Below are 12864 nucleotides of genomic sequence, written 5' to 3' on the forward strand. Positions count from 1 at the left end.
CGAGGCCGGGCCGCTGGCGGAGCGGATTGCGGCGGCACCGGGCCTGCGCCTGGCCGGGGTCAGCGCCTACGAGGGCGTGGCACCCAACGAGCGCACGCCGGCGAACCTGGCGCGTGTGGACGCGCACTGCGCCTTGGCCCGCGAGGTATTCGAGGCCCTGGCACCCGGGTTCGACGCCGCACCGCCGGTCTTCAGCATCGGCGGATCGGCGTTCCAGGATCGTGCCGCCATGTTCCTGCCCGACGGCGCGGTGAACGTGCTGCGCTCGGGCTGCTATGTGGTGCATGACCACGGCACCTATGCGGGCGTATCTCCGGTTCCGGGGCTGGTGGCCGCGGCGGTGGTGCGCACCCTGGTGCTGTCCGCACCCGAGCCCGGCCTGGTGGTGCTGAACGCCGGCAAGCGTGAACTGGCGTACGACGCCGGGCTGCCGGTGATCGTCGCCGCGTACCGGGACGGGGACCCGCGGCCGGAGGCGGCCGGCACCGTGGCGAAGCTGTTCGACCACCATGCCGTGATCGCGCCGGCCGCGGACCTGGCGGTCGGCGACGTTGTCGACCTCGGGATCTCCCACCCCTGCTCGGTGTTCGACCGCTGGCGCGAAGTGGTGGCCGTGCACGGGGACACCGTGGAAGTCTGGCGGCCGGCCTTCTGAGCAGCCCCGCGGCCGGTCCGTCCGGATCCTGACCAGGGCGTGCAGAAACTGGCCCTGTGCCCGGTCTCGGCCGGCTTGCCCCGGAACTGCCCAGCAGGGTCCGGCAGCTATCCAAGCGCACCGAACCAGGCGCTGCGGGACATCGCCGGGGGGGGCATTGCGGCGGCTGCAATGACCTGCGGGGACCGCGGCCGGGCAGGCCGCGGTCCCCGCACGGAAGTTGGATCTGCTGGCTGCTGGCCGCTTATTCGGCTGCGGGTTTGCGGGCGCCGAGTTCGGAATCCAGGCGCAGCAGGCCCGGACCGTCGTCGTCGATCAGGCGCACCCGGCCGATGATCTCGCTGACGGTGGCTTCTTCTTCCAGCTGCTCGGTAATAAACCAGTTCAGCAGGGGGATCGAGTCGATGTCGCCTTCGGCCTGGGCCAGCCGGTACAGGTCGCGGATGGACTCGGAGACCTTCCGCTCGTGGACCAGGGCGGCCTCGAAGGCGGCCAGGACGCTGTCCACGGCGGCACCGGGGGCCTGCATGGCACCGATGGCCGGATGGGCGTCACGGTCGGTCATGTGATCCATGAACTTGTGGGCATGGACGACTTCCTCCTCGGCTTGGGCGCGGAACCAGCCGCTGATGCCGGGCAGGTCCAGCAGGGCCATGTCCACGCCCAGCTGCCGGTAGACCAGCGAGGCCTGGAGCTCGAGCGTGACCTGGTCGTTGAATGCTTCTGCGAGCTTTCCCTTGAGTTCCATGCTCTCGAACCTAGTGCTGTTCCGGCGGCACTGCCAGCAAGGTTAGGCAGCTCTTGGCAAGCGGAGCCTTACCTGCCGGAGGCCCGGCCGGCTCAGGTGCGGTGCCGGATATGCCGGTGCATCCAGTCTGAACCGGAGCGCACCAAGCCGCCGACCAGGGCGATGGTGCCCAGCATGACCAGTGCCAGCGAGTTGCCTGCCAGTCCCACCAGCAGGAGCAGCACGCCGGCTATGGCCAGCAGCGCCCCGGTGCCGATGCTGTGCCCGAAGACCATGAACCCCTTGCCGGACAACGTCCGGGCGAGCCGGGGATCATCCTCTTCCAGCTCGTGTCCAAGCTTCGCCAGCCGTTGCCTTTCCTCGTCGGACAAGGACATTGCGACCTCCTGGGGTCCTGCGCGCCGCCGGTGGTGCCTCGCCGCGGGCCGGCGCCATGAACCTGTCTATAATTTACCGTTCCGGGGCGCGGGCCGGAATGCTGCGCAGGTTGCGGTCCGGACTCCATCCAGGCGCCGAAGGAGCCGGGACTACGGGAACGGCCCGGACAGCAGCTGGTCCAGGACACGGTTCACTGCCGGCTGGACACGGGTAATCCACACATAGATGCCCGCGGCAATCACAATCAGGGCAATGACCAGCCCCAGGACTATCCACGGCAGGTTCGCCGGATCCCGCAGCCAGCCAGGTCCACCGCTCATGGTTTAATCGTTGCACCCGGCCCTTGGCCCCGGGCTGCACCGGGCCTGTGAATTGGCTGGCAATCCGGACTGCCGCGGCGTCGGCCGGCCGCGGTCCCGGCCGCCGGCATTCGGGGCTTAAACAAGACCGGGAGGGCAGGGAAATCCCTGCCCTCCCGGTGCATGGTGCCGGAGGGGCGAACTACCGGGCGGTGTAGTAGCCCGAAACCGGCATCCAGCTCACCGGATGGATCTTCGTGCCCTCGTTGGGGTTCAGGGCGCTGACCATCTGGCCGCCGCCGAGGTAGATACCGATGTGGGAGCCGCCGTTCTGCAGGACCAGGTCGCCCGGCTGCGGGTTGCTGGTCGGCTTCAGGGCCGCGGCCTGGTCGGTGGTGACGCGGGGCAGGTTGATGCCGTGCTGGGCGTAGACCCACTGCACGAAGCCGGAGCAGTCCCAGCCCGAGGTGGAGGTGCCGCCCCAGACATAAGGGGTGCCAACCATGGACTTGGCCAGTCCGACGATGCCGGAGCCGGCGGCGGTGGCCGGCTTGATGTTGACGCTGGCGGTGCTTACGGTGAAGCCGCTGGCGGCGGCCGGCTTGGCAGCCTGGGCGCTGCCGGAGAGCTTGATGACGTCGCCCGGGTAGATGATCGAGCTGGCGTCCAGGCCGTTGGCGGCAAAGACGTCGTCCAGGTCGACGCCGTACTGGGCGGCGATCTTGCCGAGGGTGTCGCCCGGGAGCACCGTGTGGGTCTGGGTGCTGGTCGAGGCGGGGGCCACGGTGGCTTCGGTCTGGGAAGCCGGAGCCGTGTAGGAGTCGCTCTCGATGGAGCCGGCATAGGCTTGGGCAGGCAGGCCGGCGGTGAGGATCAGGCCGGAAGCGGCGGTGATGACGGCGGCACCGCGGCCGACGGTCTGGAACGGGGTGGTCTTGGTGGCACGATGGCGCGCACGATTGCTCTTGAACAAAGGAATTACCTCTCCCAATGCCTGCGAGGTTAGCTGTCGGGTTCGGATGGGAGCCACCCGGCCGCGCTGCCACGGACCGTGGTCCGTCGCGCGGCTTCACCCCAAGGACTTCCGCTGAAGAAGTCCGGGAAATGGTTCCCCCGCCTCTGCCATGTACGAACGGCCTCGGGATGGTGGCAGAGTTAGGCAAGTCCATCCGAGTACGCCGTTCCGTGGGGGCTCGGCGCGCAGACCACACTACATACGGATTACGTGACAGTCACATTTCGATAACGGTCCGGGCGCTTAAACCGGCCGTTTCGGTTACAGAATTGTTATCTTCCGAATGAAGCCGATTCCGCCACCGAGGCTGGACAAACCGCCGGGTGACCAGTAGCTTTACGCCCCGCCGAGGCGTTCGATTCCGAACTCTTCCGCGAGGGCGAAACGGCACCCTGTGATTTCCCTCACCGCCGCCTCTGTGAACGTGGTTTGGGCCGTCGTCGTCCACAGGCGCAGGGGCGGCTCGGGATCTGCTGATCGGCAGGTTCCCCGCACTCGTCCTCCGGGGCTTCGATCATGGAATGCTCCGCATCCGGGATGGCGGGCAGCGCGGAGTTTGGCCGCACAGGCCGGCTGCCGGAGCGGGAGAAGCCCGCCGCCGGACCCTGGGCGGTGTGCGGCAGGACGGCATTGCCGCAAACCGGATAGTTCACCGGCATATCCTGACGGCATGCCCGCCGACGGTAAATTTCAGTGAACCGCTTAACAAACCGCCGCCGGTGCCGATAGTGCCGGGCAACAAGGAGTTTGCGCGCTTCCTCGCCGGTGGCGCGCCACGACGCACGGTGAGGGGCAGCCATGCACGGTTCGACGCCGCCGCGGCGACGTGCCGCCCGGCTGGCCCTGGCGGTGCTGACGTCGCTGGGGCTGCTGGCCTGCGCCCCGCGGGCCGAAGCCGGTGCGCCGGCATCCCCGCCCGCGTCGTTCGGGATCATCCGGGGGGCGGCCGGGGCCGGATCCGAAACCGCCGGCAAGGCGGCGCTGGAGCGGAAGGCCGAAGAGCTCAAACTCAGCCCGCTCAACGGCTATAACTGCGATTTGCCCGATGGCGGCTGCGTGCGCAGCTACCGGGCATCGGCGGACCGGACCATCGCGGTGTACTGGACGGCCCGGACCGGCGCGCATGCCGTGGAGTTGAGCCATCCGGTCGGCTGGAAGTTCATTGCCGCCGGGTACGAGCGCGGCGCGTACGGGTACCCGACCTCCGACCTGGAATGCGGGGTGGAACGCCTCGGCTGCGTGCAGACCTTCGAGCATGGGCAGATCGACCAGGCGTACATCGCTGCCGGCCGCAAGGCACTGGCCGCCAAGGCGGCACGGCTGCAACTGGCCCCCACGGACGGCTACAACTGCACGCTGCTCGGGGACGGGTGCGTGCGCGGCTACATCTCCTCCGGAGGCCGGCACTTTGCCATCTACTGGTCGGCGGACACCGGTGCGCAGGCCGTGGACCTGGACCACGACATCGGCAGGATGTTCGCGGCGGCTACCTACGAGCGGGGCCGCTACGGCTATCCGGTCTCGGACATGGTCTGCTCTGCCGGCAGCGGCTGTCGGCAGGGTTTCCAGCACGGCACCATTACCTTCAACTTCAATGAGGCCGGCGCCCGGGCCTTGGACGCCAGGGCTGCGTCACTGGAGCTGGATCCTGCCGGCGGCTATGAGTGCGAACTGGCCGACGGCGGCTGCCGGCGCAGCTACAGGACGCAGGATGCTGCGCAGGACGCTGCGCAGGATGCCGCGCGCGGCCCGGCCGGCGGGCAGGTGGAGATCTACTGGTCCGCCGCCACGGGTGCCCACGCGGTGCACATGTCCCACGGAATCGGCCGGAAGTTCGCCGCAGCCGGGCGGGAAGGCGGCCGCTACGGCTACCCGACGTCGGAGATGATGTGCAGCGCCAACGGCTGCATGCAGACGTTCCAGAAGGGCACCATTTACCTGCCGGCAGCGAGCAAACCCTAGCCTGCCCGGTCCCCGGCGTTCAGCCGCCGCGTTCCCCGCCGTGGACGATGAGCACCGGGCAGCGGGCATGGGCGGCCACCGTCGAGCTCACGGAGCCGAGCAGCAGGCCGGCAAAGCCGCCGCGCCCGCGGCTGCCGACCACCAGCATGTCCGCATCGCGGCTGGCCTCGGCCAGTACGCGGGCCGGTTGTCCTTCGGCGATGGTTTGCCGCAGGCCCGGCGGGACGTCCGCACCGAAGGCCTCGTGCACGGCCTCGGCAAGGATCGCCGCGGCGTCATCCTCGGGATTCCACTGGATGGCAGGGAAATCGGATACGACGACCGGATAGTGCCACGCCGTGACCGCCTCGAGGCTGCAGCCCTTGAGCCGGGCCAGGTCCCGGGCCGCACGCAGGGCCGCCACGGAGCCTTCGGAGCCGTCCACGCCGACCACGATCCGGTTCCTTGCCTGGGGTGGGTCGCTCATCGGTGCCCTTTCCTGCGGGATTGGGGCTTTACCGGCATTTATAGCCGGGCCCGGCCGGGATGTCACGGGACGCCGGAGGATTCCGGCACGGGCCCCTGTACCGGGACCGGACGAAGCGCGAGACTTGATCCTGACGGGTGGTACACGCCCGGACGGCGCGGCCGGAGGGAGAATTGAGATGACCAACGCCGAGCGTTCGCTGCTGGCACATCCGGCGGCACCGGACACTCCGGTGGGCAACCGGATGGCAGAGGCCGCCTGCATCGAGGCCTGCCTGGACTGTGCCCAGGCCTGCATCTCCGGTGCGGATGCGTGCCTGGAGGAAACCGGGATCGAGATCTTCCGCCAGGGCATGCGTGCCGAGCAGAGTTGCGCCGATATCTGCCTGGCCACGGCCCGGGTGCTCTCGCGCCTGGGCACCCCGGCCACCCGCAGCGTCCGTTCGCTGGTCGAGGCCTGCCGTGCGGCCTGCGCCGAATGCCGTGAAGTGTGCGCCCCACATGATGCATACGAGCACTGCGCCATGGCGGCGCAGGCCTGCGCCCGGTGCGAGCGGGCCTGCGACCGGCTGCTGCAGGCCTACGACTGAACACGGCCGGGTCCGGCTGCCGTCCGGACCGATGCGGGGAGGCAACCATGGATCAGCCGCACGTACTGTGGTTCAGCGGGACCGGCCTGGCCGATCTGGCCCAGGTGGGCGGCAAGAACGCTTCGCTGGGCGAACTGACCGGGGCGCTGGCGGACAGCGGGGTGCGTGTGCCCGAGGGCTTCGCGACGACGGCGTCTGCCTACCGGGCATTCCTCGACACCAACGGGATCGAGCCGCTCATCGGCCGGCTGCTCGAGCGCTACCGGTCGGGCGAAGCCTCGCTGCACGCCACCGGTGAAGCGGTCCGGGCCCTGTTCCTGGAGGGCAAGTTCCCCGAGGACATGGCGGAGGCGGTCCGGGAGGCCTACCGCAGGCTCTCGGCGGAGGCCGGACAGGAGCGGCTCGCGGTTGCCGTGCGCAGCAGTGCCACGGCGGAGGACCTGCCCGATGCCAGTTTCGCCGGCCAGCAGGAGACGTTCCTGAATGTCTCGGGCGAGTGGGCGCTGCTGCAGGCCTGCCTGCGCTGCTACGCCTCCCTGTTCACCGACCGGGCGATCAGCTACCGGGAGATGAAGGGATTCGGGCACCTGGACGTGGCGCTGTCCATCGGCATCCAGCGGATGGTGCGCTCGGATCTGGGCGGCTCCGGCGTGATGTTCTCCATCGATACCGAGACCGGCTTTCCGCGGGCCGCGCTCATCAGCGCCGCGTGGGGCCTGGGCGAGACGGTGGTCCAGGGCATCGTCGAACCGGACCAGTACCAGGTGTTCAAGCCGCTGCTGGGGGTGCCCGGTTGTGTCCCGATCATCGAGAAGACCCTCGGGACGAAGGCGCAGAAGATGGTCTACGGCAGGGGCGGCGGCGCCCGAACCCGGCTGGTGGCCACCACGCGGCGGGAACAGCGCTCCTTCGTGCTCGAGGACCGTGAAATCCTCGAACTGGCCCGCTGGGCGGTGGCTGTCGAGGACCACTACGGCTGCCCGATGGACATGGAATGGGCCAAGGACGGGCTGACCGGCGAATTGTTCATGGTCCAGGCCCGGCCGGAGACCGTCCAGGCCCGGCGCAGCGCCACCCGGCTCACCATCCACCGCCTGACCGAACCGCCCGGCACGCCGCTGCTGACCGGTGCCGCCGTCGGCGACGCGATCGCCGTCGGCCAGGTCTGCCTGGTCAGGGACCCGGCGCAGATGGAGAGCTTCCGTGACGACGCCATCCTGGTCACCGAGATGACCGATCCGGACTGGGTGCCGCTGATGAAACGCGCCGCCGGCATCGTCACCGACCACGGCGGGCCCACCAGCCACGCCGCGATCGTCAGCCGCGAACTCGGCGTGCCCGCCGTCGTCGGCACCGGAACCGCCACGGAGGTGCTGGCCGAGGGCCAGGCCGTCACCCTCTCGTGCGCCGAAGGCGACCGGGGCCACGTCTACGGGGGCCAGCTGGCCTACGAGACCGAGGAGGTGGACCTCGGCTACCTGCCGCAGACCCGTACCGCGCTGATGGTCAATATCGGCAGCCCCGCCGCGGCCTTCCGCTGGTGGCGGCTGCCGGCCGCCGGGGTGGGCCTGGCCCGGATGGAATTCATCATCAACAACCTGATCAAGATCCATCCGATGGCACTGGTGCATCCGGACCAGGTGGCCGACGACGGCGAGCGGCAGCGGATCCGTGAGCTCACCGGCGGCTTTGCGGATCCGCGGGAATACTTTGTCCAGACGCTGGCCCTGGGCATCGCCAAGCTGGCCGCGCCCTACTACCCGCAGCCGGTAATCGTGCGGCTGAGCGACTTCAAGTCCAACGAATACGCGCACTTGCTCGGCGGGGCCGGCTTCGAGCCGCAGGAGGAGAACCCGATGCTTGGCCTCCGTGGTGCATCCCGCTACTACGACGAACGCTACCGGGACGGCTTCGCCTTGGAATGCCGGGCGCTGAAGCGGGTCCGCGAGCAGATTGGGCTGGACAACGTGATTGTCATGGTCCCGTTCTGCCGCACGCCGGTGGAGGCGGACCGTGTGCTGGCGGCCATGGCCGGCAACGGCCTGGTGCGCGGAGAGCACGGGCTGCAGGTCTACATGATGTGCGAAATCCCCGCCAACGTGGTGCTCGCCGAGGAGTTCGCCACCCGCTTCGACGGTTTTTCCATCGGCTCCAACGACCTGACCCAGTTGCTGCTCGGCGTCGACCGGGACTCGGGGGACCTGGCCGGAGTGTTCGACGAGCGGGACCCGGCGGTGACGCGGATGATCGCCGAAGCCATCCGCAAGGCCCACGCAGCGGGCATCAAGATCGGTATCTGCGGCCAGGCCCCCAGCAACTATCCGGAGTTCGCGGCGTTCCTGGTCGGCGAAGGCATCGATTCGATCTCCCTGAACCCGGACAGCTTCCTGCGCACGCTGCCTTCCATCGCCGAGGCCGAGGCCGCCGCCCCGCTCAGGGGACCTTCCCGTTAATGCCTTTTCATCAATGAAGAGGGCATGAGGTGGCGGGCAGGTAGGCAGTACCGCGGACCGGCTGGACACCTCTCGGCTGTCCTGCCAGCTGCCGGTCACGGCGGACAGCGCGGTCAGGATACCCGGGACCCAGGTCTGATCTCCGTGCCCGGCGCGGTGGGGAGACCCGGCGAGGGGCCGGGTCTCCCCACCGGCCAATTTTGGCCGCGGGTGGATGGCGGCTAGTCTTCGGGTGCCAAGGTCACGGTCAGCCCGTCGAGGCCGGGGTCGTGCCCGATCTGGCAGGAGAGCCGCGAGCCGCATTCGCGGTAGCCCTCGGCCTCGGCCAGCAGCTCCAGCTCATCCTCGCTGCGCTCGCCGAGGCGGCCAAAGATCTCCGGCTCGAGGAAGACGTGGCAGGTGGCGCAGGACGCCGTGCCGCCGCAGGAGGCCAGGACCGGCAGGCCGTTGTCCCGCAGCGCCTCCATCAGGGTCTGGTCCGGCTCCCACCCGATGCTCTTCGGGGTGCCGTCCCGGTCGATGACGGTGACGTCGTTGGTGCTCATGATGATTCCTTTCAACGGATGGCTGCGGCCAGGGCGGCCGGGGCCAGGACGGCGTCGGTGAGCGGCACCGCGGGATCCGCTGCGGCCGCGGGGTTGATCAGGGCCTTGTCGGCGATGAGTTTCTTGGCCGGGCGGAAATCCGCCAACCCGGCAACGGTGTCCACGGCGGCCAGCCGTCCGTGGCGCAGATAGGCGACGGAGAATTTTCCGTCTGCCGGGTCACCCCTCAGGACCACCTCGTCGCCGGGATGCCGGACCCCGGCGGTCTGCAGCCGCACCCCGTGCTGGACGGTCCAGAACCAGGGAACCTCCGCGGCCCGGGCAGGCCCGCCGGCGATGTCCCCGGCGACGAGCTCGGCCTGGGCCAGGGCGCTCTGGATGCATTCCAGCCGCTGGCTGGCGCCGTCGAAACCGCCGGTGAAGCGGGTGGCGTCGCCGGCGGCGTAGATCAGCGGATCGGAGGTCCGGCAGTGCTCGTCCACCAGGATGCCGTCGCGGCAGTCGAGGCCCGCGGCCTCGGCCAGGTCCTGGTTCGGCAGCACGCCGATGCCGGCCACGACCACGTCGGCAGGATAGGCGGTCCCGTCCGAGGTGACCACGCGTTCGGCACGCCCGGATCCCTCGACGGCGGTGACCGCAGCGCCGAAGACAAAGCGGACGCCGTGGGCTTCGTGCAGCCGCTCGAAGAAGTGCGACACGGGGGCGGAGGTGACCCGGCTCATCACGCGGTCCTGGAACTCCAGCACGGTGGTGTCGCAGCCAGCCGTTGCGGCAGCTGCCGCGACCTCCATGCCGATGTAGCCGGCGCCGATGATGGCCACCCGGGCGCCGGGCACCAGCGCGCGCTTCAGCCGGGCGGCGGCGTCGTAGGTGCGCAGGGCAAGGACGTTGCCAAGGTCCGCGCCCGGGACGGTCAGCGGCCTGGCCCGCGCGCCGGTGGCGATGACGAGCCGGTGGTACTCCCGGCGGGTCCCGTCCGAGAGCAGGACGCTGCGGTCCGCGCGGTCGATCCCCGTCACGGTCAGCCCCGCGATCCGCTCCAGGCCCCTGTCCTCGTAGTACTTCTGCTTGCGCAGCGGGACGGGCTGCTCCGGGGCGCCGGGTTTGAGCAGCTCCTTGGACAGCGGGGGGCGTTCGTAGGGAAGTTCGGTTTGGGCATCGACCAGCAGGATGCGGCCGCCGTAGCCGCGGGTGCGCAGTCCGGCTGCGACGGCGACGCCGGCGTGGCCGGCTCCGATGACTATGACCGGTGCGGCGGCTTTGTGGATGGCGGGCTCAGGCATGTGGCTTCTCCAAGAGGACGTGCAGGTGTTCGGGACCGGAATTGGTCAGGTTGTTGCCGCGGACGTACTCGATCGGCTTGTCCTGATCCGGCACGATCGAGCCCAGCCTGGCGGCCAGCAGCTCCACGGCCACACGGGTTTCCAGCCGGGCCAGCGGCGAGCCGAGGCAGCTGTGCACGCCGTGGCCGAAACCCAGGTGGCCGCTGGTGTCGCGGTCGATGTCGAATTTTTCGCCGTCCGGGTACTTGGCGCTGTCGCGGTTCGCCGCTGCCGGCAGCAGGCGGACGACCGCGCCCCGGGGGATCCGCACCCCGGCCACCTCGACCTCCCCGGTGGTGATGCGGCTGACGCGCTGGACGGTGCCGCGGAAGCGGGCCAGTTCCTCCACGAACAGGTTGGCGTCTTCCGGGTCCTGCCGGATCCGGGCCAGCAGGTGCGGCTGCTCGCCGTATATGCGGAAGGCATTGGCCAGCAGGATGGTGGTGGTGTCGTGCCCGGCGACGAAGACGAAGGCGCACAGTTCCTTGGCTTCCTTCTCGCTGAGCAGGCCTTCCTTCCACATCCTGGCGATGTGCCCGCCGACGGAGTCGTTGCCCTCGGCGTAGAGGCGCTCCATGGTTTCCTTCAGGTAGGCGAAGAATTCGAAGGTGCTCTGCTCGTCGGTTCCGGTGCCCGGAGCGTTCCGGGCCAGCCGGCCGAAGTAGCTGAAGGTCTCGTCCGACCAGAACTTCATCTTCTCGAAGTCCCCGGCCGGCACGTCGAGCAGGGCGCTGATGGTGGACATGCTCAGCGGGATGGCGAAGTCGTCCACGGCGTCCCCGCCGCCGGCGCCGATCATCCGGTCCAGGTAGATGTTCGCATTCTCCCGGACCCGCTCCTCGAACTTCGCGATGGCCTTGGGAATAAAGGCCTGGGCCACCACCTGCCGCAGCCGGATATGGTTCGGGGCATCGAAGAGGGTCAGGAAGGTCAGCGGGACGGGGTCCACCACCTGGGAGGAAAAGATCTTCGGGGCGCGCATGGCCTTGCGGACATCCTCGTACCGGGAGATGAACCAGACATCGGAGACCGGAGAGTACGCCCGGAGCACCGGGGCGTTCTGCCGCATCCACGCATAGTGCGCATACGGATCGCCCTGGCTGCCGTCGTCGACCACCTTGAAGGGCTCCAGGCCCTCGGGCCAGGTGAGCTCGTGGGAGTACGGGGGCAGGCCGCCGTCGGGGCCGGGCCGGGAAACCGCGGAGTCCGCGGCGCTGGATTCGGTAACGGTGAGAGACATCGGTGTCCTGCTTTCCGGGTGGTTTTTGCCCGCACTGAAGTGCGGCCAGGCAGCCCTGGGTGGAGGAAGGGATGAAGAAGCGGGTGGGCGGACCGCAGCCGGGGCCGCCGCCCGTTCCCGCCGGAACGTGATCCACGTCTCTTCCAGCATGGGGCCGGCCGGCCGGCCCTCCCAGCACTCTTCCGTTGAACGGAATGACTTGGCGGTTACCGGCGCCGCGGCCCGGCTTGCCGGCTGTCCGCGCCCAGGGCGCGGGAAATGCCGTGGGCGGCAGTGACCAGTGCCGGGACGGTAAACGGGATATTGGCCTGCGTCCGCGGCACGATGGCGTTCAGGGCGGCGGCGATCTTGTTGCCGGCGCCGAAGACCGGCACCGCAATGCCGGTCCATTCCGCGACCCCGATGCCGGGCAGGGCCACATAGCCGCGTTGCCTGATTTCGGCCAGGTGCCTGCGGATGAGCCGCGGGTCCGTCATGGTTTCCGGCGCCACCTGCTGCAGCGGCCGCGCGAGGACCTCGTGCTGCAGCTCCGGGGGCGACCAGGCCAGCAGGACCAGCCCGGAGGAGGCGGCATGGACCGGCATGCGCTGGGCGATGTGCGCCGCGTCCAAGGGCGAGTCGGGGGAGGAGAGGCGCTCCACATACAGCACGGTGCCGTGGTCCAGGACCGCCAGGGTGGTGTGCTGGTGGACCGCGGCCTGGACGTCCTCCATGAAGGGCAGGGCGATCTCGCGCAGGCTCAGTGCCTGCGAGCCGCGCGCGGCCAGCTCCCACATGCGCAGGCCCGGCCGCAGATCTCCCCCGGCCAGCCGCTCAATCAGCCCGTGCCGGACCAGCTCCTCGACCAGCCGGTGGGTGGTGGTCAGCGGCAGGTCCGCCCGGCGGGCGAGGCCGGACAGGGACATCGACGGCAGGTCCCGGTCGAAGGCATCCAGCAGGCGCACGACGCGGCTGATGACCGAATCGCCCGAGGGGGAATTTGCCATGCAGGCAGTTTCTCACGGGCTCATTGACGCGGCGGCAACCGGCCAACTTTTTCCATTGCCTGCATCACTGACCAACTACTGACCCACTTCTGCCGGCGCCCGCGGTACGGTGCCGGCAGGCGGCCAACTTTTGCTCAGGGTTGGCGGGGCGGCAGCGTGGGTCCCGGGTCCGGCGGGACGCCGGGGCGCGGCCGGGGCACGGGGCC

General features: G+C 69.6%; 12 protein-coding genes, 1 pseudogene and 1 riboswitch. Of the genes and pseudogenes, 4 read left to right on the top strand and 9 right to left on the bottom strand.

Annotated features, from left to right (window positions below):
* Positions 1 to 655: pseudogene (locus tag ACFQ36_RS15695) on the top strand (hypothetical protein); the annotation flags it as partial.
* 244 nt (positions 656 to 899) lie between these two features.
* Here the strand turns inward: ACFQ36_RS15695 and ACFQ36_RS15700 are convergent.
* From ACFQ36_RS15700 to ACFQ36_RS15715, 4 genes are all read right to left on the bottom strand, one after another.
* Positions 900 to 1403 (bottom strand): ferritin, encoded by a 504-nt coding sequence (locus ACFQ36_RS15700; RefSeq protein WP_377015196.1) that lies wholly within the window; start codon positions 1401 to 1403, stop codon positions 900 to 902.
* Positions 1404 to 1495: 92 nt separating this feature from the next.
* Positions 1496 to 1780 carry a DUF3040 domain-containing protein gene (locus ACFQ36_RS15705; protein WP_377015198.1) on the bottom strand — a complete coding sequence of 95 codons (285 nt, stop codon included), beginning with the start codon at positions 1778 to 1780 and terminating at the stop codon, positions 1496 to 1498.
* 150 nt (positions 1781 to 1930) lie between these two features.
* Positions 1931 to 2101, bottom strand: a complete 171-nt coding sequence (locus ACFQ36_RS15710) for a hypothetical protein (protein ID WP_377015200.1) — start codon at positions 2099 to 2101, stop codon at positions 1931 to 1933.
* Positions 2102 to 2282: 181 nt separating this feature from the next.
* A complete protein-coding gene (locus ACFQ36_RS15715; protein ID WP_377015202.1) occupies positions 2283 to 3053 on the bottom strand; it encodes a C40 family peptidase in 771 nt (256 codons plus the stop codon).
* A gap of 4 nt (positions 3054 to 3057) precedes the next feature.
* A riboswitch (cyclic di-AMP (ydaO/yuaA leader) is annotated at positions 3058 to 3252 on the bottom strand.
* Positions 3253 to 3893: 641 nt separating this feature from the next.
* On the opposite strand from ACFQ36_RS15715, the gene ACFQ36_RS15720 reads away from it, so the two are divergent.
* Positions 3894 to 5057 (top strand): LGFP repeat-containing protein, encoded by a 1164-nt coding sequence (locus ACFQ36_RS15720; RefSeq protein WP_377015204.1) that lies wholly within the window; start codon positions 3894 to 3896, stop codon positions 5055 to 5057.
* A gap of 19 nt (positions 5058 to 5076) precedes the next feature.
* Here the strand turns inward: ACFQ36_RS15720 and ACFQ36_RS15725 are convergent, their stop codons facing one another.
* Positions 5077 to 5523: a universal stress protein gene (locus ACFQ36_RS15725; protein WP_377015206.1), complete on the bottom strand. Its 447-nt coding sequence runs from the start codon at positions 5521 to 5523 to the stop codon at positions 5077 to 5079.
* A gap of 178 nt (positions 5524 to 5701) precedes the next feature.
* On the opposite strand from ACFQ36_RS15725, the gene ACFQ36_RS15730 reads away from it, so the two are divergent.
* Together ACFQ36_RS15730 and ppsA are read left to right on the top strand one after the other, a co-directional pair.
* Entirely contained in the window at positions 5702 to 6112 is a 411-nt protein-coding gene (locus ACFQ36_RS15730; RefSeq protein ID WP_377015208.1) for a four-helix bundle copper-binding protein, read from the top strand.
* 47 nt (positions 6113 to 6159) lie between these two features.
* A complete protein-coding gene (gene ppsA / locus ACFQ36_RS15735; protein WP_377015210.1) occupies positions 6160 to 8565 on the top strand; it encodes a phosphoenolpyruvate synthase in 2406 nt (801 codons plus the stop codon).
* A 221-nt stretch (positions 8566 to 8786) separates the two neighbouring features.
* Here the strand turns inward: ppsA and ACFQ36_RS15740 are convergent, their stop codons facing one another.
* From ACFQ36_RS15740 to ACFQ36_RS15755, 4 genes are all read right to left on the bottom strand, one after another.
* The gene (locus ACFQ36_RS15740; RefSeq protein WP_377015212.1) at positions 8787 to 9110 is read right to left on the bottom strand and encodes a 2Fe-2S iron-sulfur cluster-binding protein; all 324 of its coding nucleotides are present in this window, start codon (positions 9108 to 9110) and stop codon (positions 8787 to 8789) included.
* Positions 9111 to 9121: 11 nt separating this feature from the next.
* Positions 9122 to 10393, bottom strand: a complete 1272-nt coding sequence (locus ACFQ36_RS15745; protein ID WP_377015214.1) for an NAD(P)/FAD-dependent oxidoreductase — start codon at positions 10391 to 10393, stop codon at positions 9122 to 9124.
* Positions 10386 to 11672: a cytochrome P450 gene (locus ACFQ36_RS15750; RefSeq protein WP_377015216.1), complete on the bottom strand. Its 1287-nt coding sequence runs from the start codon at positions 11670 to 11672 to the stop codon at positions 10386 to 10388. The genes ACFQ36_RS15745 and ACFQ36_RS15750 overlap by 8 nt, the downstream gene beginning before the upstream one ends.
* Positions 11673 to 11878: 206 nt before the next feature.
* Entirely contained in the window at positions 11879 to 12658 is a 780-nt protein-coding gene (locus ACFQ36_RS15755; protein WP_377015218.1) for an IclR family transcriptional regulator, read from the bottom strand.
* Positions 12659 to 12864 lie beyond the last annotated feature (206 nt).

The organism is Arthrobacter sp. GCM10027362 (assembly GCF_042679445.1).
In the GTDB taxonomy this organism is placed as follows: domain Bacteria; phylum Actinomycetota; class Actinomycetes; order Actinomycetales; family Micrococcaceae; genus Crystallibacter.